This window comes from Candidatus Regiella insecticola LSR1 (assembly GCF_000143625.1).
In the GTDB taxonomy this organism is placed as follows: Bacteria; Pseudomonadota; Gammaproteobacteria; order Enterobacterales; family Enterobacteriaceae; genus Regiella; species Regiella insecticola.
Genome location: NZ_GL379589.1, coordinates 259,247 through 279,895, shown reverse-complemented (window position 1 = coordinate 279,895; position 20,649 = coordinate 259,247). Strand labels below are relative to the sequence as shown.

General features: G+C 42.1%; 23 protein-coding genes and 2 pseudogenes. 7 read left to right on the top strand and 18 right to left on the bottom strand.

The window, feature by feature from the left end; translation table 11 throughout:
* Positions 1-32: 32 nt before the first annotated feature.
* A complete protein-coding gene (locus REG_RS01790) occupies positions 33-1,403 on the top strand; it encodes a hypothetical protein (protein WP_006704232.1) in 1,371 nt (456 codons plus the stop codon).
* Between the two features lie 16 nt (positions 1,404-1,419).
* On the opposite strand, the gene REG_RS11025 is transcribed toward REG_RS01790, so the two are convergent.
* Both REG_RS11025 and REG_RS11750 read right to left on the bottom strand, forming a co-directional pair.
* Positions 1,420-1,677, bottom strand: coding sequence for a hypothetical protein (locus REG_RS11025; RefSeq protein ID WP_218015656.1), 258 nt, complete (start codon positions 1,675-1,677; stop codon positions 1,420-1,422).
* A 79-nt stretch (positions 1,678-1,756) separates the two neighbouring features.
* Positions 1,757-2,580, bottom strand: a protein-coding gene (locus REG_RS11750) for an IS5-like element ISRein1 family transposase (RefSeq protein WP_260200023.1) whose coding sequence is annotated in 2 segments (ribosomal slippage) — positions 1,757-2,193 and positions 2,193-2,580 — 825 coding nt in all. Because the reading frame shifts where the segments join, the coding sequence is not laid out codon by codon here.
* 263 nt (positions 2,581-2,843) lie between these two features.
* Between REG_RS11750 and REG_RS13980 the strand changes: the two genes are divergently transcribed.
* From REG_RS13980 to REG_RS01760, 3 genes are read left to right on the top strand one after another with little or no spacing between them, the layout of a single operon-like run.
* On the top strand, positions 2,844-3,179 hold the full coding sequence (locus REG_RS13980; RefSeq protein WP_260200119.1) for a hypothetical protein: 336 nt from the start codon (positions 2,844-2,846) through the stop codon (positions 3,177-3,179).
* Positions 3,157-3,591 (top strand): hypothetical protein, encoded by a 435-nt coding sequence (locus tag REG_RS13975; protein ID WP_260200117.1) that lies wholly within the window; start codon positions 3,157-3,159, stop codon positions 3,589-3,591. The genes REG_RS13980 and REG_RS13975 overlap by 23 nt, the downstream gene beginning before the upstream one ends.
* 51 nt (positions 3,592-3,642) lie before the next feature.
* Complete coding sequence (locus REG_RS01760; protein WP_039906905.1) at positions 3,643-4,164, top strand: CS1 type fimbrial major subunit; 522 nt, start codon at positions 3,643-3,645, stop codon at positions 4,162-4,164.
* Between the two features lie 72 nt (positions 4,165-4,236).
* Here the strand turns inward: REG_RS01760 and REG_RS13970 are convergent, their stop codons facing one another.
* On the bottom strand, positions 4,237-4,371 hold the full coding sequence (locus REG_RS13970) for a hypothetical protein (protein ID WP_260200116.1): 135 nt from the start codon (positions 4,369-4,371) through the stop codon (positions 4,237-4,239).
* 103 nt (positions 4,372-4,474) lie between these two features.
* Between REG_RS13970 and REG_RS01755 the strand changes: the two are divergent.
* Positions 4,475-5,467 (top strand): annotated as a pseudogene (locus tag REG_RS01755) (lysozyme inhibitor LprI family protein).
* On the opposite strand, the gene REG_RS01750 reads toward REG_RS01755, so the two are convergent.
* The 9 genes from REG_RS01750 to REG_RS01715 form a co-directional block, all read right to left on the bottom strand.
* Positions 5,464-5,784 carry a heavy metal-binding domain-containing protein gene (locus REG_RS01750; RefSeq protein WP_039907090.1) on the bottom strand — a complete coding sequence of 107 codons (321 nt, stop codon included), beginning with the start codon at positions 5,782-5,784 and terminating at the stop codon, positions 5,464-5,466. The pseudogene REG_RS01755 and the gene REG_RS01750 overlap by 4 nt on opposite strands.
* Before the next feature lie 243 nt (positions 5,785-6,027).
* Positions 6,028-7,158: a radical SAM family heme chaperone HemW gene (gene hemW, locus REG_RS01745; RefSeq protein WP_006704228.1), complete on the bottom strand. Its 1,131-nt coding sequence runs from the start codon at positions 7,156-7,158 to the stop codon at positions 6,028-6,030.
* Positions 7,151-7,744 carry an XTP/dITP diphosphatase gene (locus tag REG_RS01740; protein ID WP_039906903.1) on the bottom strand — a complete coding sequence of 198 codons (594 nt, stop codon included), beginning with the start codon at positions 7,742-7,744 and terminating at the stop codon, positions 7,151-7,153. The genes hemW and REG_RS01740 overlap by 8 nt, the downstream gene beginning before the upstream one ends.
* Positions 7,745-7,935: 191 nt before the next feature.
* A complete protein-coding gene (locus tag REG_RS01735; RefSeq protein ID WP_006704226.1) occupies positions 7,936-8,700 on the bottom strand; it encodes a hypothetical protein in 765 nt (254 codons plus the stop codon).
* Between the two features lie 228 nt (positions 8,701-8,928).
* A complete protein-coding gene (locus REG_RS01730) occupies positions 8,929-9,171 on the bottom strand; it encodes a hypothetical protein (protein ID WP_006704225.1) in 243 nt (80 codons plus the stop codon).
* 255 nt (positions 9,172-9,426) lie between these two features.
* The gene (locus tag REG_RS01725; RefSeq protein WP_006704224.1) at positions 9,427-9,981 is read right to left on the bottom strand and encodes a YggT family protein; all 555 of its coding nucleotides are present in this window, start codon (positions 9,979-9,981) and stop codon (positions 9,427-9,429) included.
* A 9-nt stretch (positions 9,982-9,990) separates the two neighbouring features.
* Positions 9,991-10,185, bottom strand: a complete 195-nt coding sequence (locus REG_RS11020; protein ID WP_071985155.1) for a hypothetical protein — start codon at positions 10,183-10,185, stop codon at positions 9,991-9,993.
* Between the two features lie 10 nt (positions 10,186-10,195).
* Positions 10,196-11,017, bottom strand: a complete 822-nt coding sequence (gene proC / locus REG_RS01720; RefSeq protein ID WP_006704223.1) for a pyrroline-5-carboxylate reductase — start codon at positions 11,015-11,017, stop codon at positions 10,196-10,198.
* Between the two features lie 22 nt (positions 11,018-11,039).
* Positions 11,040-11,732, bottom strand: a complete 693-nt coding sequence (locus REG_RS01715) for a YggS family pyridoxal phosphate-dependent enzyme (protein ID WP_006704222.1) — start codon at positions 11,730-11,732, stop codon at positions 11,040-11,042.
* Positions 11,733-12,100: 368 nt separating this feature from the next.
* On the opposite strand from REG_RS01715, the gene REG_RS01710 reads away from it, so the two are divergent.
* Positions 12,101-12,478, top strand: a complete 378-nt coding sequence (locus tag REG_RS01710; RefSeq protein ID WP_176603388.1) for a hypothetical protein — start codon at positions 12,101-12,103, stop codon at positions 12,476-12,478.
* On the opposite strand, the gene REG_RS11745 is transcribed toward REG_RS01710, so the two are convergent.
* Positions 12,471-13,294 (bottom strand): IS5-like element ISRein1 family transposase gene (locus REG_RS11745; RefSeq protein ID WP_260200023.1). Its coding sequence is split into 2 segments (ribosomal slippage): positions 12,471-12,907 and positions 12,907-13,294, totalling 825 coding nucleotides; the frame shifts between segments, so codons are not numbered across the junction. The two genes, REG_RS01710 and REG_RS11745, sit on opposite strands and share 8 nt — an antisense overlap.
* Before the next feature lie 66 nt (positions 13,295-13,360).
* Here REG_RS11745 and REG_RS01695 point away from each other — a divergent pair.
* Positions 13,361-14,005, top strand: a pseudogene (locus REG_RS01695) (type IV pilus twitching motility protein PilT); the annotation flags it as partial.
* A gap of 466 nt (positions 14,006-14,471) precedes the next feature.
* Here the strand turns inward: REG_RS01695 and REG_RS01690 are convergent.
* The 5 genes from REG_RS01690 to mepM form a co-directional block, all read right to left on the bottom strand.
* Positions 14,472-16,418, bottom strand: a complete 1,947-nt coding sequence (locus REG_RS01690; RefSeq protein WP_006704221.1) for an ATP-dependent DNA helicase — start codon at positions 16,416-16,418, stop codon at positions 14,472-14,474.
* A gap of 48 nt (positions 16,419-16,466) precedes the next feature.
* A complete protein-coding gene (locus tag REG_RS12980; RefSeq protein ID WP_176603387.1) occupies positions 16,467-16,631 on the bottom strand; it encodes a hypothetical protein in 165 nt (54 codons plus the stop codon).
* Positions 16,632-16,653: 22 nt separating this feature from the next.
* Positions 16,654-18,123 carry a glucose-6-phosphate dehydrogenase gene (gene zwf / locus REG_RS01685; protein ID WP_006704220.1) on the bottom strand — a complete coding sequence of 490 codons (1,470 nt, stop codon included), beginning with the start codon at positions 18,121-18,123 and terminating at the stop codon, positions 16,654-16,656.
* 126 nt (positions 18,124-18,249) lie between these two features.
* Complete coding sequence (gene lpxM, locus REG_RS01680; protein ID WP_006704219.1) at positions 18,250-19,212, bottom strand: lauroyl-Kdo(2)-lipid IV(A) myristoyltransferase; 963 nt, start codon at positions 19,210-19,212, stop codon at positions 18,250-18,252.
* Positions 19,213-19,227: 15 nt separating this feature from the next.
* Positions 19,228-20,547 (bottom strand): murein DD-endopeptidase MepM, encoded by a 1,320-nt coding sequence (gene mepM, locus REG_RS01675; RefSeq protein WP_006704218.1) that lies wholly within the window; start codon positions 20,545-20,547, stop codon positions 19,228-19,230.
* Positions 20,548-20,649: the final 102 nt, after the last annotated feature.

Genomic DNA, 20,649 nt, shown 5'->3' with positions numbered 1-20,649 from the left:
TAACAATGCTCACCGCCTATTGGCGGTGAGCATTGTTATGGGGGCTGGTGAGTGAGAGCAGGGCGCAAGAGATCGAAATTAAAGCGGAATTCCGACCATCATTGTTAAACAGGGGACAGGATGGTTTTCAGAATAAAACCGAGAGTACGGGGATATGTGCAAAGACTGATGTTAACAGCAGAAATTTTCAAGAAATATGTAAAACACAAGGTTTATTTAGTATTGCCTTACAAGGCGAGGCAATTCAGCAGGAAGATATACCAGAAAGAGGTGATGCGAGAAAGGCGCTTTATTTTAAATGGCCGCGAAAAGAAAATATACTGTTGCAGAATCAACAAGTAGGTACCGAAAAAAAAACGGCTAACTTCACAATAACAAACATGAGCGCTACATATTTAGAACGGTTTACCGGACTCCCTAGTAATAATTATAATAGTCATTTCAATACAAATTATACAACAGAGTGGTGGAGGGCTTGGGAAAATGGTGACCCCGAAAACTCTACAGCGCCTTGTAAAGCAACCTATAAAGGACTCGGTATCACTGTGTCAGGATCATACCAACCTGTTATGTTTATGTGGGACATCCCACCTGATTCAGGTATTTGTTACAAAAAATCGAGATTGATACGCCCCGTAGCAGAGCCCTATGACAGTAGTAATAGTCGTCATGTTTATAGCGGCAATCCGGAAAGCCGAGAACCTGCAAAAATAAAAGATATTAGCTTTACCTATAAATTAAAGCTGCCAGACCCCTTATCCATGGCCAGCGGCACCTATACAAATGCTGATACCTTGACCTCCTTCAGGATCGGTAATGATGAAGGTGTCGATATTGATTTTGGCAATAATTTTATCTGGCAAGGTGATCCTAATGTCACCTTAAAGTTTATCCTCGAGGTGGCTCATGATCTCAAAATCACACCAGAATTCGGTGCCGAAAAGGTCATTTTAGTGCCACAAGACGGCAGTCAGCGCGGCTGGGATCGCTATCTTAGTGGCGGTAGCAAACCGACTAAGCTTACCGGTCGCAGTAAATTCAGGTTGTCTTCTTCGGGGGAATTTACTGTTTATTTGCAATGTGGCACCCCTTTTTCGGATACTGAATGCGCTTTAACCAGTGAAGATACTAAACGTACCGTTCCGGTGCGTGCTTTTCTCACCCTGGCAAGCAATATTGTGGTTAAAGACAGCAGTCAAAAGTCCGTCACCCGGCAACCGCTTCGTACTAAAAAAGATCTCCCGCGTAATGTCTTTCACACCAATAATCCGGCGCAAAATTATCCCGGCCATATTGATTTTGAAGTCAGTGGTGAACAATCCATTAAAACTTTATTAGCAAAAGCGCCGGATACCTACAAAGACACTGTCACCGTGATATTTGATGCTAATATTCATGCTTAGTCTCACAGTTAGCTTATTAATTTGATAATAATGGCGGTGATAGCCACAATCGTACCGACAAAACCAGAGGCAATGGCGACGGGATACCAAAATATTTCACGATATAATTTAGTGGTTTCTGCTTCTGTTTTCTTACTATCCAAGGGTAGTTTAGCACAAGCTCAGCATTTATCCTTGATGTTTCAGCACTGAGCTTGGACGTTTCCGCCATAAGCCTTGCTATTTCTGCATGTATTTTTTCTGATTCGTGATAGTCCCATGTCTTGCTGTTCATTGACTGTCTCCTAAAAAATTTTGTGTTAATGAATTTCCATATTTCTGTTTAATCATTAGACCTCTTCGGAAACTATCATTTATCTAATTTCCATGTTATAAATTGCAGCAATCAGATTAAATCTTAATCCAAAACGTTTTCGCCTGTTTCGATAACGGTCTGATACAATTTTAAATCTTTTAATCATACCAATGACATGTTCGTTTAATACACGCTGGCTTGATAACGCACGATTGTTGCGTTTATCTTCTTTTGTTAAGGGATTTTTCTTTGTCTTTTTCTTAGGCAACGCCGAGTTTGAATGAATCTTGCCAAGCCCTTGGTAACCTGTATCGGTAACTGTTTTGATGTCAGGATGTATTCGCACACCAGACTCCTTAAACAACCTAAAATCATGGCGCCTCCCATTCGTAAAGCTTGTACAGATGACTGCTTTACTTTTTTTATCAACGAGCACTTGTGTTTTTAAGGTGTGTCGTTTCTTTTTTCCTGAGTAAAACGGCTTTTGTTTTTTTGGGGACGTTCAATCGGCGTTTCTGTGGCATCAATAAGAACCAGCTCATACTCCCTATCCCTTTTTAATACAGCTTTGCGTCCAGGTAGGGCAAAATCAGGATGCTTTATTAGCGTATTCTCTATCCATTTAATCGTTTCATAGCATGTGCTCTCACTCACGCCATAGCTTTGGCTGACATGAAAATAAGTGCGATATTCTCGTATATACTCCAGTGCCATTAATAAGCGCTCTTCTAAACCCCGCTTGGGTTTCCGACCTCCTTTCCCTTGCTTACTCTTATCTGCTTCATTCAATATCTTTATCATCTTTTCAAATGTACTGCGTTTAACACCCGTTAAGCGACGAAATTTTTCCTCTTCCAGTACTTTTATTACTTCATATTTCATGGCGGCTCCTTGTTCAGGAGTGTTTTACCAAAATTCCTCATGAATGCTAGTTTCCGAAGAGGTCTATTATAGATTTCTAGACGATGAGAAACCAGTACCTGACTTTATTAATGGTTTTTTGGCTCACTTATCGATTAAAAAAATCTGCCCGGTATGCCAAGCAGCGACTAAAATAAAGTATCACCGTAAAGATTATCCGCGGAAAAGGCGTGAAAGCAGCGCTTTCACACAAAATATCATCAGCTTATTTGACGGATCAGGCCATGAATAAATACCTTATGCTCTTTGTTTTATTAACCGCCTTTTTGTTTACTGGCGCCGCCTACGCAGGCCCGATGATTAACATTGGTAGCATGTACGACATGATGATGTCTGGCGAAAAAACCTTCAGTAAACGGGTGTATAACGGCGGGGATACCACGGCTTTTGTACGCATTGATATCTTACAAATGGTTGTCGATGCTAAGGGCAGTTTGGACACGCCGATTAAGCAGGTTAATGATGGCCAATTGAATAAAGAAATGCTGGTTGCCACACCGCAGCGGCTGATTATTCCCCCCCGGCGGCTTTCAAAATGTGCGTTTAATTTGGCCGAGTAAACGCGATAAGGAATATTACTACCGCGTGCGTTTTACGCCCGTTTTACCGAAAAGCAATGAAGGTTTTAACGCCACTGCTGAGCAATTAAAAGAATATGAGGCCGATCAAGTGAAAGCTGGGGTAAATGTGTTAACCGGTTATGGCAGTATTTTATTTGTAGCGCCTGATGCCCCCCGTTTTGACAGCCAAATCACGCAAGATAAGCAGACAATGACAATAAAAAATAACGGCAATGCCACTATCGTGTTAGAAAAAATCCAAACCTGTCAGCAGCCCGGCAACAAATGTGATGAAGAAGGCCGCTCATTTGTCTTGCCTGGTGGCAGTCATCAATTAAAGAAAAACAGTGAGCAAGAAACGATTAAATACATGTTAGTGGAAGGTAAAAAAGAACAGGCGAAGTCGTTTTAATTTAACCCCCCTTTTCTTCCTGCCCATGCCCATAGCAATTTGAGGAACACCATGAAAAAAAAGTGTGCTTTATTTGCCAGCGCTCTGTGTATGCTCAGCAGCTTATGGGCTGTTAATCTTGATGCCGCAGAAGATGAGAAGGGGATATCTAAATATACCGTAGCATTGGAGATCAATGTTTCAGGCCCTAATTTTTATATCATTCCTCTCGATGGTCGACAGGATGTGCAGCAGATCCGCTATGATCCGATCCGCAAAAAATTTCTTCCCTTGCGAATACCGTATCGATTTTTCAATAACAGCGCAGGATTTAGTATTGGCGTTAAGTTGAAGGAAGAGGCAAAACTTACCAATGAAAAAATGAAAGGTGAAATTCAATTGGCAGTAAAAATATCTAATGCTCTCGGTGATATCACGACGAATACAGCAACTACCATTCGAGGTACCAGAGCAATGAAGCAGTCAAAAGTAGAGGATATTATTATTTCGGTTATTGAACCGAGTTCATTGCCCCCAGCCGGTACCTACCAGGGCACAGTCAGTCTTATTTTTGAATCGACTATTGATCCTTAGTAAATAGGCTGGCTGCGTTTCATTAATCTGATTTGCGCTTTTTCGCTCATTTTTTCCTCTCCTGCGCGCAGCTCAAAGAAAATTTAGAATATACCCTTCGCCTTTCAAGTTACGGCTTTGTTGTCTGCGGGTGCTCGCCGAATCACGTAGTATGTCTACGCTCATCGGTCGGTCGCCCTTGCCGCCTTGCCGTAACTCGAAATTCATTGGGTATAAACTCTTAGAGTGTTTTTATTAAAAAATATAACGTAGAATATAATATTATTTAAATTAATAACTACTTTAATATTTTCACTCGGTTTATAAAAGTATGAATATTGTTTATTTTCGTTTAGGGTTGTGGTTATTTTTTAGCTGTATTTCATGTTCTGTTGCTGCCATCTGTTGCCAACATCCGAAAACACCGGTGGAATATAGCATCTGTAATAATAATGATTTACGTTGGCTAGACGATATATTACGTGATATTTATTGGAAAAATCGTGTTAATAAAGATAGAAAAAAAAGTGGATCAACAATGGTTAGATTGGCTGGAACGACGTAACGGTTGTACTGACGATAAATGTATTGAACAGGCTTATTATCATGGAATTGCTTTATTTTCTGATATTGACCCTCAATTTAATTGGGCTGGGAGTTGGTGGAATTTAACAGCAAGCAATGGCAGTGGTGGTAATATATTGATTAATGATGTGAAAAATTGGAGCGCTCATCTAGATAGTAAGATCTGGTCTGGTGTTAATCGTGGTGACTATCAGGCGAAATATGTAAAAACATCGGATTAGGCATCGTCAATAATATTGCTGATACCAGTAACTGTAAATTGCTATTGATTCCATTAAAAACCGCGGCGATTAAAGTATACAGTAATGGCAGCAAAGAATGTCAAATATCTATGCCTAAAGATGTGTTTATTGATGGTTGTTATATTCGGGCAGATAAAGATCCGCGACCTGAAGCAACATTGCTTTCTATCGGTATATTTACTGAAGCCTATTTAGAAAAAGCATTTAAAGAATTGGTCGGTGATCACTATAGCCGCTTTATTAAAACCGCTAATGTTTATGTTTATCGTGATGATTTAGATAATATCGGTGCGAAAGTGATTTCACTGTGGGTGAGAGGGATGGCAAATAAACAAGCGGCGATCATCATGTATACGCCCAGTGGAAAAATATGGGCCGCCCATGTCGAGCCAGATCATTTAGGGCAGCCAGTGATGGGTTATTGGAGTAATGTTTCTCCTGATAGCGATAAAATGCCAAAAACATTAAAAATGTGGCAACGAGATTTGATGGATTAGCCTAATTTGACCGCGGTTCCGCTAAGACTCAACATCAGCATACTGCCGTTTTTACCTACTACATGATAATCAATCGTTATACCAACGACGGCGTCTGCTGCTAACTTTTCAGCCTGTGCTTGCAGTTTAGTAAAAGCGATTTGGCGTGCTTTGTGTAACTCTACTTCGTAACCACACAGACGCTTTCCAATAAGGTGGCGTATATTAGCAAAGAAACCATGGAAAATATTGACACTGAGCATCGCTTCGCTACTGACAATGCCGCAATATTGCGCAATGGTAGCGCCTTGCAAGGTTGGAGTCGTCGATAATTGCATAAGGGGACACTCATCAGAAAATAATAATAATTTTAAATTGTGACGCGGGGCATCACAAAAGTATTTTTGTATTCTATACCCTTCGCCTTTCAAATTACGGCGGCGTTGGCGCGGCGGGTGCTCGCCGAATCACGTAGTCTATCTACGCTCATCGGTCTCACACCTTGGCCGCCTTGCCGTAACTCGAAATTCATTGGGTATATAGAGCGCATAACGAATTACTGTTTTCGAAGCGTTTTATTTTTACAAAAACAGTTCTAACAGCGAATTGAGAAACAACTTGCCTTTTTCGGTGATCTGCCAGTGTTGCTTTGTTTCTAACAAATAGCCTTTAGCTAACGCCTGATCCAATGGCGAACGAATGCTACTTTCTGCCAATCCAGTCAAGTGGTAAAAATCGGCACGCGGAGCCGCTTCGAATAGTCGAAAGCGATTCATAAAAAACTCAAATGGACGATCAGCAACCACAACATTATATTGTTGATCAAGGTACTTACCTTGCATAAAACCACGCGGATGCTTTGTTTTTACTGTACGTAATATTTCACCGTTACTGCGGGTGATTTTGCCATGCGCCCCACAGCCGATACCAATATAATCACCAAAACGCCAATAATTTAAATTATGCTGACATTGATAACCAGGCTTCGCATAAGCCGAGGTTTCATATTGCTGATACCCAGCACTTTGCAAAATCTGCTGGCCTTGTTGAAAAATAGCCCATAACACATCTTCATCAGGCAGTGTGTGGGGGCGAGAACTAAAAGCGGTATTGGGCTCGATAGTGAGTTGATACCAAGAAATATGCGCAGGAGCTAATGCGATAGCCTGGTGCAGATCATCGAGTGCCTCTCGATGTGATTGATCGGGCAAGCCGTGCATCAGATCCAGATTCACGCTACGAAATTGCAGCAAATTTGCCAATATTGCCGCCTGTTTTGCTTCGTCAGAACCGTGTACCCGCCCTAATTTTTTTAGCTTACTGGCACTAAAACTCTGTACGCCGATAGAAATACGATTGACGCCTGCTTGCTGATAGTGGCGGAAACGTTCCGCTTCGACAGCCCCTGGATTCGCCTCCATAGTAATTTCAGCGTGCTCTGCCAATTTAAGCCGTGCGTTAACCCCCTCCAATAATTGCGACATAGCCTCAGCACTCAGCAAACTGGGCGTTCCTCCTCCGATAAAAATACTGTTAATTTTTCGCCCATCGATCAATGGCAAATCGGCATCGAGATCGGCAAGTAAATGCTCAACATATTTTTGATGAGGAATATCACCTTTTAACGCATGAGAATTAAAATCACAGTAAGGACATTTTTGGATGCACCAAGGAATATGAATATAGAGGCTCATTGGTGGCAATTTAAGCATTTTTTAAGGCATCCAACAGCAGTTTTAACGCTTGGCCACGATGAGAAATCTTTTGTTTTTCTACCGTGCTTAATTGTGCCGCAGTGCGTTTTAGTGCGGGAAGATAAAAAATAGGATCATAACCAAACCCATCCTGGCCAATAGGCTTATCAGTAATTTTTCCCCGCCAGCTGCCGTGAAACACCAAGGGGGTAGGATCAGTGGCGCAATGAAAATAAACCAATACGCAATGGTATGCTGCCCCTCGTTGCTGATCAGGAACCTCTGCCATCTCCGCCAATAATTTTGCTACATTTTGTTGATCGGTGGCATTACAGCCTGCATAGCGAGCCGAATAGAGACCAGGTGCTCCGCCCAGTGCATCAACCACTAAGCCAGAATCATCAGCAATGGCAGGAAGCCCTGTCATTTGTGCTGCATGACGCGCTTTTAAAATAGCATTTTCAACGAAAGTAAGACCCGTTTCTTCAACCGAAGTGACGCCTAATTCGTTTTGTGCCACGACATTGAGATCCCAAGCGGCCAGTAAACTGGCTAACTCACGCACTTTACCGGGATTACTGGTCGCTAAAACAATTTTTTTCATCAATGGGGATCCTAAAGCAACGAATAGAGAGAATTTTTTATATACCCTTTGTCTTTGAAGCTGTCGTGTTGTGGTTGCGGGTGTTCGCCCGAATCAGACTGATTTGGCTATATGATAAAAATCGGCAACGGCGACAGCCTCACAGCAGAGGCTGTTTGATAAGGTGAATGCTAACAGGCTGGCTCAAGAACTTAAAGATTATCTTTATTTTGCTTGGTGGGGCTTTCTATCTCAGCTTCAGCTGTTAACGGTAACGTGTTGAGCTTCTGTCGTTTGTGACTTTCTGTCTCAGTGTTTTCATTTGCGGCACGTTTTAGTTCAGCCCAAAAAGATATCGGAATTTTTAATTGTGTGGGCCAACCTTTCAGGGTGGACTGTTTTATGCCGGTCAATGCGCCTAGCTTCCCTTCACGCATAGCAAACCCGTTATCGCTCATCATATAACAGGCAATGTAATGACATTTTTCAGGGTAGGGGCCTCTTAATACCTCGCGCCGTTTACGAAACCAAATAAGAGCTTTGATTAAAATATCTTGATCGGTTTCTTTAACGGTATCTTTGAAGTCAGCGGTTATTTTATCGTTAGGATCCGCTAAAATTTTCTTTAATTTCGGCTTTGGGTTTATATCCACTTTGGCTTTGTGATTAGTCAATATGTTTACTGAACTGCTTTGTTGTGAGACAGGTGGCGGGTGGGTACTGGTAGGATCAGAATATTGGATTGTTTTTACAGAAGCTATGGACAAAATATCGTTAGGGTTGACACAACCAAGCTTTAAATCTTCTTCTTCTTTTTCTTCTTCATCAAAATAACCAAAATTTGGTTTTTCCGAAGAAGAGTAGACATCTATCAAATTTGAACACACTGGATTAATGAATGCAGGATCATTTTCTGTCGTATCGGTGGTTTGTATTATTGTTGGCCAATCGCCGGATAATAGAAGATCATTTGGCATTTTAATTTCCTTCTCTAATTAATGAAAACAGGTAAGAAAAGGTTCTGGTGATTAAAATGAAGCTTAACGATTAAAGGTATCGGATAAGAATAATGGGTTGAGATTTTTTACGTATTAGTAATGCAATTTTTATGTATCAATACAAACAGACTTGATTAAATCCCTTTCATCAGCCAGTTTAGTCGGCATCGGTAATAATGAGATAAATCATATTTTGCGGGAAATATATTACCACCATGGCCAAATTCTCTGCATTGTTGCGTTGAATTCTTCCGCTTCTTTTTGCGAAGAAAATGGGCTTTCTATCTTGGCTGCTATTTTTTGCTGTGCAGGGGGAGCGGATTGAGCACAACTTTTTATAGGCATTAATAGCAGCTCACACATTTTATGTTCATCTAAAGAATAGGCGAAAGCGGGCGGTGACAATAGAAAAATGGCTAACAGTTTTAAGAGCGTTTTTATCTTTCTCATATACATATACCCAATGAATTTCGAGTTACGGCAAGGCGGCAATCAATCGAATCCCCGAAGTGTGCAAGCAGTACATGACAGAGGATGAGTGATCGCTGTCAACGTCGCCGTAACTTGAAAGGCGAAGGGTATACTGAATATGTACTGAGTTTTTATCTCTATATATATTCAGCATAGTCAACAGAAAAATTATTTTCCTCCTCAATTCTTTATTTTGCTTTTGAGGAGAGGAAGAAAAAGATTTGGAATAGGCGTTTAGAGTACGAACCAAAGCTCTCCTAACAGATCCATCCCCAAATAATTAATTAAATATAAAAGGAGTATTACTATCATCGGAGAAAAATCAATACCGCCCATTGATGGAACCACACGGCGAATTTTTGTTATCAGTGGATCAGACAATTGGTATAACAAATAATCCATTGGACTGCTTCCTTGGCTAATCCAACTCATTAATGCCCTAATAATCATTACCCAAAAAATAAGATACCCGGCGGCTTTAAGTAAAGAGATAACACCAAAAAGAAGATTATAAGGGCTTAATACCAAGCCCCCGCCTTGAATTAATAATAACAGCGGATATTTTATCGTCATTAATAAAAATGCAAAAAATAAGGATGCACTCTCAATAGGGCCTAATGAAGGCAGTATTCTGCCCAGAGAGCCGATGATTGGTTGAGTCAATTTGGCAACAGATTGTGTAAAGGGGTTGTAAAAATCACTATTAACCCACCGCATCCAAATGCGCAGTAACAGTAGCATCACGTAAAGGTCGATAACGGTTTTAGTCAAAAAAATCAGCGTTAACATGGATAAATTTTAATCCTTGATATTATGTTTCAGATAGCATTTACAGTAGATATACCCTTCGCCTTTCAAGTTACGGCTTTGTTGTCTGCGGGTGCTCGCCGAATCACGTAGTCTATCTACGCTCATCGGTCTCACCCCCTGGCAGCCGAAGGCAACTTCAAAGGCGAAGGGTATATATCGAAAGAGGTCTAGTTTTTCATTCATTTGGTATTTTTCAAAACGACTTTTCCATTTCCTCTGCCCGGGTGATCGCGGCTTGCATCGCTTGGGAGACAATATTTGCCATATTATTTTCTTCAAATATCTTTAATGCCGCCGCGGTAGTGCCTCCCTTCGAAGTGACTTGATGACATAATTCTGATAAAGAGCATTGTGGTTTGGCTTCCACTAATGCTGCCGCACCAGATGCCGCTTGTTGTATCAGCAATCTTGCTTTTTCAGCATCAAAGCCCTGTTTTATCGCTTCTTGCTGCATGGCATCCATTAATAGAAAAAAATAAGCTGGCGAACTGCCCGCCGCTGCGATCACGGTATTAATATCGCTTTCAGCATTTAACCAGCAAACCTCACCGACTGAACGCATAAAATCTTCAGCAAAATTAAGGTCAGATTGATCTGTGTTTTTTGGTGCGAATAACCCACACATCCCCTTTCCGACCGATACAGGAAGATTAGGCATGATCCGAATTATATTCAGTTTATCGCCCAATAGCGCATAAAAACGTGCAATGCTTATTCCAGCCGTGATAGATAATACTAATTTTTTAGAGAAATCAATCTTCTCTTTCAGTGACTCACACACTGTAGCCATGATTTGTGGTTTAACAGCGAGCACGATAACTTCTGCTTGCTGAGCTGAAACGATATTATCAGCGCTACTAATAACGCCAAATTCTCTCGCCAAAGTGTCACGATTCTGCCCAGAAGGGGCATAAACACTTATCTTTTCGCCGGGATAGCCCTGATGACACAATCCAGCAATAATTGCACGAGCCATATTGCCCGCGCCGATGAAAGCAATACTGCGATGTTCCATAAAATTTTTCTCTTAAAATTGATTATGTTTTACCTCGACTACCAAAAATAGCCGTCCCAATACGCACTAAAGTACTGCCAGCATGAATAGCTGCTGTCATATCATGGGTCATTCCCAAAGATAAGGTATCTACTTGCGGATAATTTTCTTTGAGTAACAGAAAAGCCTGATGCATCTGCTGAAAAATCGCCAGTTGGCGCGGATAATCATTATCTGCCGCCGGAATCGCCATTAATCCACGTAATTGCAGATTGGGCAAGGTATAAATGTTCTCAGCCAATTGTGGTAGTTCATTTAATGAAATGCCTGATTTGCTTTTTTCACCACTAATATTAATTTGGATAAGAATATTTAACGCGGGCATATTACCCGGCCGCTGATGACTTAGTCGCTGGGCTATCTTCAGGCTATCTACCGTATGGCACCAAGTAAAATATTCGGCAACTAAACGACTTTTATTGGATTGCAATAAGCCAATAAAGTGCCATTCCAGTTTCGAGTGGTGCGCAAAATAAGCAATTTTATCTATCGCTTCTTGCACATAGTTTTCGCCAAAAGCGTATTGTCCAGCGTTGATCGCTTTTTTGATCGCACTCACAGATTGAGTTTTACTCACTGCAAGCAGAGACACTTCTTTGGGAGAGCGTCCGCAATGCTCTGCTGCTGATGCGATTTGTTTTTTAACATCATGTATATTTTGTTGGATAGTGATCATGTCATGCTCACATGAATTGAAGAGCTTATATCCTTCGCCTTTGAAGTTGTCGCTAGCCGACGAACACCCGCAGCCAACAACGCGGCGGCTTCAAAGGCGAAGGATATAGCCGAATCAGTTTAATTTGATTCAAGGCGGAGGAGCGCAGACAGTACAAATAGTAAGGCAAGCGACGACAACACAGAATCAAATTAAACTGGTTTGGCTATATATGCGAAATTTTCTCTGAGCCATACTTAATGTGGCGCACAGCAACCGCTGTGTACACAAGTACATGAGGATTGCGAGTACCGAGTAATCTAAAACTTCAAAGGCGAAGGGGATATCAGCGAGCACAAGAGATTTCGAATAAGCTCTGAGGGATTGCCATGGATTTTGAACAATTAATTGTGCTGAGTATGAAACATAATGCATCTGATCTGCATCTTTGTAGTGGCCATTACCCTCGGTTACGTATTGATGGCCTACTATGTCCTTTCCCGGAATATTCACCAGTAAATAATAGTGAGCTACAAGCATTATGCCAACAGCTATTAAACGAGGCGCAACGCTTAAAATTACGACAAGCCGGGCAACTGGATTTCGCCTACACGACAAAAAATAAACAAAGGCTTCGGGGAAATTTTTTTCAGCAACAGCACGGTTTATCAGTGGCCTTCCGGTTGATATCCAGCCACTGCCCTCAGCTGACTGCCCTCGCGGTGCCGGACATCATTAGACCTCTTCGGAAACTATCATTTATCTAATTTCCATATTATAAATTGCAGCAATCAGATTAAATCTTAATCCAAAACGTTTTCGCCTGTTTCGATAACGGTCTGATACAATTTTAAATCTTTTAATCATACCAATGACATGTTCGTTTAATACACGCTGGCTTGATAACGCACGATTGTTGCGTTTATCTTCTTTTGTTAAGGGATTTTTCTTTGTCTTTTTCTTAGGCAACGCCGAGTTTGAATGAATCTTGCCAAGCCCTTGGTAACCTGTATCGGTAACTGTTTTGATGTCAGGATGTATTCGCACACCAGACTCCTTAAACAACCTAAAATCATGGCGCCTCCCATTCGTAAAGCTTGTACAGATGACTGCTTTACTTTTTTTATCAACGAGCACTTGTGTTTTTAAGGTGTGTCGTTTCTTTTTTCCTGAGTAAAACGGCTTTTGTTTTTTTGGGGACGTTCAATCGGCGTTTCTGTGGCATCAATAAGAACCAGCTCATACTCCCTATCCCTTTTTAATACAGCTTTGCGTCCAGGTAGGGCAAAATCAGGATGCTTTATTAGTGTATTCTCTATCCATTTAATCGTTTCATAGCATGTGCTCTCACTCACGCCATAGCTTTGGCTGACATGAAAATAAGTGCGATATTCTCGTATATACTCCAGTGCCATTAATAAGCGCTCTTCTAAACCCCGCTTGGGTTTCCGACCTCCTTTCCCTTGCTTACTCTTATCTGCTTCATTCAATATCTTTATCATCTTTTCAAATGTACTGCGTTTAACACCCGTTAAGCGACGAAATTTTTCCTCTTCCAGTACTTTTATTACTTCATATTTCATGGCGGCTCCTTGTTTAGGAGTATTTTACCAAAATTCTTATATGAATGCTAGTTTCCGAAGAGGTCTATTGAACCATTAATGCAACAGAAAGATGGATTAATTTTGATCACTGGCGCTACGGGTAGCGGTAAGTCAACCACATTGAATGCGATTATTGGGGCGATTCATCAGCAAGGAGGACGGCATATTATTACGTTGGAAGATCCTATTGAATATATTCATGAGCAAGGTGCAGGTCTGATTCAACAAAGAGATTTGGGGTGTCATACGCATTCTGCCAGTGCGGCCTTAAATGCAACACTGCGTCAGGATCCTGATATTATTTTGCTGGGTGAATTACGTGATACCGAAAGTATTCGCCTGGCATTGACAGCCGCCGAAACCGGGCATCTTGTATTAGCGACTTTACACACTCGGACGGCAGCACAAGCGATTGATCGGCTCATTGATGTTTTTCCAGCAGCAGAGAAAATTGCTGTTCGCGGACAATTAGCCGCTGGGCTGGTTGCGGTCATCGCCCAAAAGCTTGTCAATAAGCAAGGAGGGGGACGTATCGCTTTATTTGAAATTTTAACGCGCAGTACTGCGGTCAGTAACCTGATCAGAGAAGGTAAAACACATCAACTAGAAGGTGTAATGCAAACTAATGGGCAGCTGGGTATGCAAACTTTTACGCAAGGAATGCAACAACGACAAGGACTATTGGCATAGCCTGCCGATTTTGGATACTAAAACAGCATTCGACTTGTTGCCTAATAATAGCCCTCTTCGGAAACCTACTGCGTGATACGGATCCTGCGTTGTCCGGTGCGCGCAATCCTCATGTACTTTATGTTAACGAAGGTTGCTGTGCGCCGGGTGCCTTGACTCCGCATAACGAACTACGGTTTCCAAAGAGGTCTAATATACCCACAGCCCTTCAAGTTGCCACTAGGCGCGGCCAGGGCGTGAGAACGATGAGCGCGTAAACCTAATGAATTTCGAATTACGGCAAGGCGGCAATTAATCGAATCCTAGGAGTGTCTACCCAATTCTGGGTTGTCGTCGCTTGCCGTACTATTTGTACTGTCTGCACTCCCCCGCCTGAATCAAATTAGACTGATTCGGGCTATAAGTAATACAAAAACGACGCCAAAAAATGCCTAAAAAAGTTCTTTTTATTTGTTATCGCTTGTGTTTAAAGTCTTTGTGGTTTAACGAATTCAATAGCGGTGATTAAATCACGTGTGCGTGGTGTTGGTGGCAGACTGTTAAGAAAAGTAGCGCCGTAAGGACGTGTTACTAATCGGTGATCACAGATAACCAATAGCCCTCTATCGCTAATATCACGAATTAAACGCCCAACGCCTTGTTTTAGCATAATAATTGCGTCAGGTAACTGAACGTCATTAAAAGGATTTCCACCCCGTAAACGGCAGTCTTCCATTCTCGCTTTCAACAAAGGATCATCGGGAGTAGTGAAGGGCAATTTATCAATAATGACACAGGACAATGTGTTTCCTCGCACATCGACGCCTTCCCAGAAACTATTGGTTGCCACCAACAAGGCGTTGCCAGCGGTAATAAATTGATTTAATAACGCCTCTTTACTGGTTTCTCCTTGTACTAAAACAGGCAATGTCATACTGGCGCGAAAAGCTTCTGCCAGTTCACGCATCATTTGATTGGAGGTACATAAAAAAAAGCACCGTCCATGATTGGCTTCGATCACAGGTTTAAGCATATCCGCTAGTTTTTGCGCTACATCGAATTGATTAGGTGAGGGTAAATGGCGTGGTACGCAAAGTAATGCTTGGTTGGCATAATCGAATGGGCTAGGTAACAGCAAGGTTTTGCTTTCTGTCAATCCGAGACGTTGAGTAAAATGCTCAAATCCCTCATTAACGGAAAGCGTTGCTGAAGTAAAAATCCAACTACTGGGTTTTTCGATCATTAATTCATGAAAACGCTCAGCAATAGAAAGAGGGGTTAACGCCAGTATAAAGTGGCGGGGATTACATTCATACCAGTAGCTAAAACCAGGGATCGTAACTTCTTTGAGTCTTTTAAATCGATTAAGGTACATCATCACTCGTTCGTAAAGGGTATCAAGTGTAGCGGAACGCCCAAGGGATGACTTGACGGTGTCATGACAAAATTCCAATGCCTCTTTCAATAATACCAGTGCTTGTTGCAACGGTGCGGTTCGTCGTAAGTTCTTTTGTAATAGATCAGCCAAATCTCCTCGAAAATTACCCAAAAAGTGAGATTGAGGCGTGAGGGAGCCAAAAGCTAAGCGGAGATCTTGTATACATTTAATCAATTGATCAGCACTGGTTTGTAATTGAGATGTGTCCTGTAGTTCCGTTCGATAGATAACGATAATATCTTTGGCTAAATTCATTAACTGACGGCTGGTCAATTGTTGCCCGAAATACTGGCTGGCAATATCAGGAATTTGGTGAGCCTCGTCGAATATCACTGCATCAGCATAGGGAATGAGTTCAGCAAAACCACTTTCTTTCACTACCCTATCGGCCATAAAAAGGTGATGATTGACGACAACGATATCCGCATCCATAGCTCGGCGCCGAGCCTTCACGACAAAACAATCTTGATATTTTGGGCAATCAGCCCCTAGACAATTATCATGGGTACTGGTTACCAATGGCCAGATAAGACTGTCTTCTGCTATTTTAACGCAGGTATTGATGTCGCCGTCCTCTGTTGTTGATGACCAACGGCGTAAGTAGGTAAACTCCTTTAGTATGTTATCTGTCTGTTGATTGCCAACGAGCAATTGTTGAGCTAAACGCTCGAGACAAAGATAATTTGACCGTCCTTTTAATAAAGCCAACTGGCCTTTAAAATCTATTGCCTGCACGATGGTGGGTAGATCTCGCCCATAGAGCTGATCTTGCAACGCCTTGGAGCCGGTAGAAATGATAATTTTACATTTTGCCCGTAATGCTGGAACTAAATAGGCGAAGGTCTTGCCAGTTCCCGTACCGGCTTCCACCACTAACTGTTGTTTGGCTTTTATAGCTTCGCGGACTGCCTGCGCCATTTTTTGCTGTGATTCGCGGGGATTAAATCCCGTGATGGCGCGTGCTAACACCCCCTCTATTGCAAAATCATTCGTCACGCGATGCCTCGATAAAAATCACCGTTAAAGTGATTATACCCTTTGCCTTTAAAGCCGCCGCGTTGTTGGCTTTGGGTATAGTCGATTTTTTAATATATACCCTTTGCCTTTCAAGTTACGGCGGCGTTGGCTGCGGATGCTCGCCGAATCACGTAGTATGTCTACGCTCATCGGTCGGTCGCCCTTGCCGCCTTGCTGTAACTCGAAATTCATTGGGTATAGCCGAATCAGTCTACTATTCGTTCCATGAACGACTATCATTGGTGAGCATATCAGCGGAAGCTTTTGGCCCCCAGCTACCTGATTCATAGGGTTCTGGTGCCTGATTTTCAGTTTTCCAAGCTGCCATAATGGAATCAACCCATTTCCAGGCTTCTTCCACTTCATCACGACGGACAAATAATGCTTGGATGCCCCGCATGACTTCCAATAGTAGACGTTCATAAGCATCGGCAAGATGTTCTTGATGAAAAGTTTCCGAAAAGCTTAAATCAAGTTTAGTTGTTTGCAATCGGTGTTTATGCTCTAAGCCGGGTACTTTATTGAGAATTTGTATTTCGATCCCTTCATCAGGTTGTAAACGAATGGTTAATTTATTTTGTGGTAGTTCTAGATAAGATCCCGTAAATAAATTGAGTACTTGATTTTTGAAGTACACCACGACTTCAGAGCATTTAGTTGTCAGCCGTTTACCAGTGCGTAGGTAGAAGGGTACCCCTGCCCAACGCCAATCATCGATATCCAGTCGGATTGAGACAAAGGTTTCGGTAATGCTATTTTTATTTGCCCCGTCTTCTTCCAGATAACCGGGTACCTGATGGCCTTGCAGCTTTCCAGCGATATATTGGCCACGAACGGTAGTATTACGCACGTTACGATGATCGATACGGCGTAAAGATCGTAATATTTTCACTTTTTCATCACGGATATCATCGGCATTAAGTTTGGCAGGAGGCGCCATAGCAATCATAGTGAGAATCTGCAATAAATGGCTTTGCACCATATCTCGCATTTGACCTGCTTCATCAAAATATCCCCAGCGCCCTTCAATGCCAACTTCTTCAGCAACGGTAATTTGTATGTGATCGATAGTACGATTATCCCAGTTAGAGATAAACAGGTTATTAGCAAAACGCAAGGCCAGCAAATTGAGCACGGTTTCTTTGCCTAAATAGTGATCGATACGATAAACCTGAGATTCGTTGAAATATTTAGCGACTTGATTGTTAATCACCTGTGATGAGGCAAAATCTTTGCCTAATGGTTTTTCCATCACGACTCGATTGGGGGGGCTATTTAATTTTGCTTGCGCTAATCCTTTACAAATCGAGCCAAAGGTACTTGGCGGCATAGCGAAATAATGGATCGCGGGATGATCTTTTTGATCAAGCAATTCTTTTAATTTTTTAAAATGTTCATTGTCTTCGACATCTAGCTTACAAAAATTTAATCTCGCTTGGAGTTTAGACCAGAGTAAATTATCTAACTTTTCTTTTATAAATTTGTTAAGGGATTCTTTCACTTGCTTGCTATACTGCTCTTTATTCCAATCGGCACGAGCCATACCAATAATTCGTGTATCCGGATGGAGATGACCGGCTTTTTCTAGCTGGTAAAGTGAAGGCAGTAGTTTTCGGCGTGCTAGATCACCTCTAGCGCCAAAAATAACGAGATCACAGGCGGGTGTAGGATCGCTTGCTGCCATATCGATGCTCCTTGATTATCCTATGGTTGTGTATTAGAGCTTATTCAAAATCTTTTTCATCCCTTTTTTCCTCGCCGGAGCGTAGCTCAAAGAAGATTTCGAATAGGCTCTTAGTGGACGGTGGGATTAAAGATCCTTACGCAAATAAGGTTGTATCTCACCGTGTTTTCGGGTTTTAATGAATTTCAATATCCAAGCGTAATGTTCTGGATTTGGGGTGATCAATGTTTCTATTTCTTCGTTGACTCTCCGTGCGACATAAGCATCATCTGCACCGGTTAAGTCATCCATTGGTGGGCGAATATAAATATCAAAACGGTGTTTATTGTAATCATAGACAGAGAACATGGGCACAATCGCAGCGTTGCATATTTTCATTAAGCGTCCAAGCGTTGGTAACGTTGCTTTATAAGTGGCAAAAAAATCCACAAATTCGCTTTGATCAGTTCCGTAGTCTTCATCAGGTAAATAACCACCCCAAAATCCTTGACGTACCGAGCTAATAAAGGGTTTTATGCCTTCCTCGCGTGAATGAATACGGCCACCAAAGCGTAATCGGGTACGATTCCACAAATAATCGATGAGTGAATTACGTTGATGATGGAACATGCCGGCTACGGGTTTTCCTTCTGCTGCCAGCAACATGAAAGGGATATCTATCATCCAACCGTGAGGAACCAGCAAAATGATATTACGTTCCTGCTTTTGTACATCGTCCCATATTTCTCTGCCATGCCAATGTACACGCGAACACAGTGATTTAGTGCCACGTAAATATAATTCAGCCAGCATCACCATGGGCTGTGCTGCGGCCGCAAACATGTCATCAATCAGTTTTTCGCGTTTTTTTTCATCTAATTGCGGCATACAATAGCAAAGATTGATACGTGCACGCCGCCGTGCACCTTTAGCAAATTTTCCGACGAGGCGTCCGAGGCTGGCCCAAAACGGATCCCGTATTCTAGCAGGGATATAAGCTGAGACAATAAGAAGCATAATGCTAAACCAAATTAGCCAATAACGCGGATAAAGAAATGATTTTTGAAAGCGTGGAATAAACCCTTCGTTTTTATTTTTTTCTTGATGCATAACACACTCTGTCGATTAATTAAAACGCAGCTGCGATACAACTTGTTTGGCTGTTGCCATATATTTCCGGCGACTTTGGCCTGTTAACCCTTCAGAACGTGGCAACTTTGCGGTGACAGGATTAACCGCTTGCTGGTTAATCCATAATTCATAATGCAAATGTGGTCCGGTAGAGCGCCCCGTATTACCGGATAAAGCGATGCGATCTCCCCGTTTTACTTTTTGCCCTGGCTCAACCAATAGTTTTTTTAGATGCATATAGCGCGTGATGTATTGGCGCCCGTGGCGGATAACAACATAATTACCTGCGGCTCCGCTTCGTTTGGCTATCAACACTTCACCATCCCCGATGCTGAGTACGGGTGTTCCTATTGGCATCGCAAAATCCACTCCTTTATGTGGGGTAATCCTTCCACTGACCGGATTAACACGGCGCAGATTGAATCCAGAAGAGATACGGAAGTGTCTCATCGTCGGAAAACGCATAAAACCCCGCGCTAAACCAGAACCATGGCGATCATAAAATTTTCCGTCGCTGGCGCGAATCGCGTAATAATCTTTGCCGTTTGAAAGTATATGAACCCCAAGTAGTCGGCTCTGCTCATGACGGCCTTCAAATTTTTCTCGTGACATCAATACTGAAAACTGATCGCCGCTTTGCAGTTTATTGACGTTTAATTGCCATTGTAGTGCTTTAGTAACAGCGCGTATTTCGGTGGTATTTAATCCAGCATTTTTTGCACTTTTGATAAAATTTCCTCCGAAACGTCCTTTTAGCACACTGTCATGCCATTCACCTTGTTGCAATATTTTTTTTTCTTTAAAGTGATTGCCAATGCGATCATAAATGCGGCTTTCGCGAGCTGAGACCTCCCAAAGCAAGCGTTGTAAATCCCCATTTGCATTGATGGACCAGGAAATCTGTTGACCTACTTTTAGATGACGCAATGCTCGATGTTGTGAAGCCAGCAAGGCAATATCCGCCTTATCGATGCCATATTGAGTCAGAATATTGCCTAAGGTGTCCCCTGACGAAATCACATATTCATTGGTGCTGGAGCCATTAGGAGACTTGGTATCCAGTTCATCTTGGAGAATTTCATCAGGTTCGGGTATTGTTTGCTCAAGCGGTTCGTTGACATCAAGGGGTAATGATCTTGGCTGAGTGAGGTTCAGTGTTATGTCTTTGCTGATAGGATCATTTTCTGGAAGATGAACAGCAGGTTGCCAAATAAACACAGCCAATGTCACTAGAATCAAAGACCCCAGCATTATACGGTGTGGGCGTGATAGGCTGTTATACGTTAAAGTGATAGTTCGGACTACCTGCTGCAATTGTTTTTATCCTTACAATGTATACCTTTCGTCTTTCGAGTTACGACGGCGTTGGCTGCTTGCTCTCATCACTCTGTCATGTACCATCCCCTTCGTCTTTGA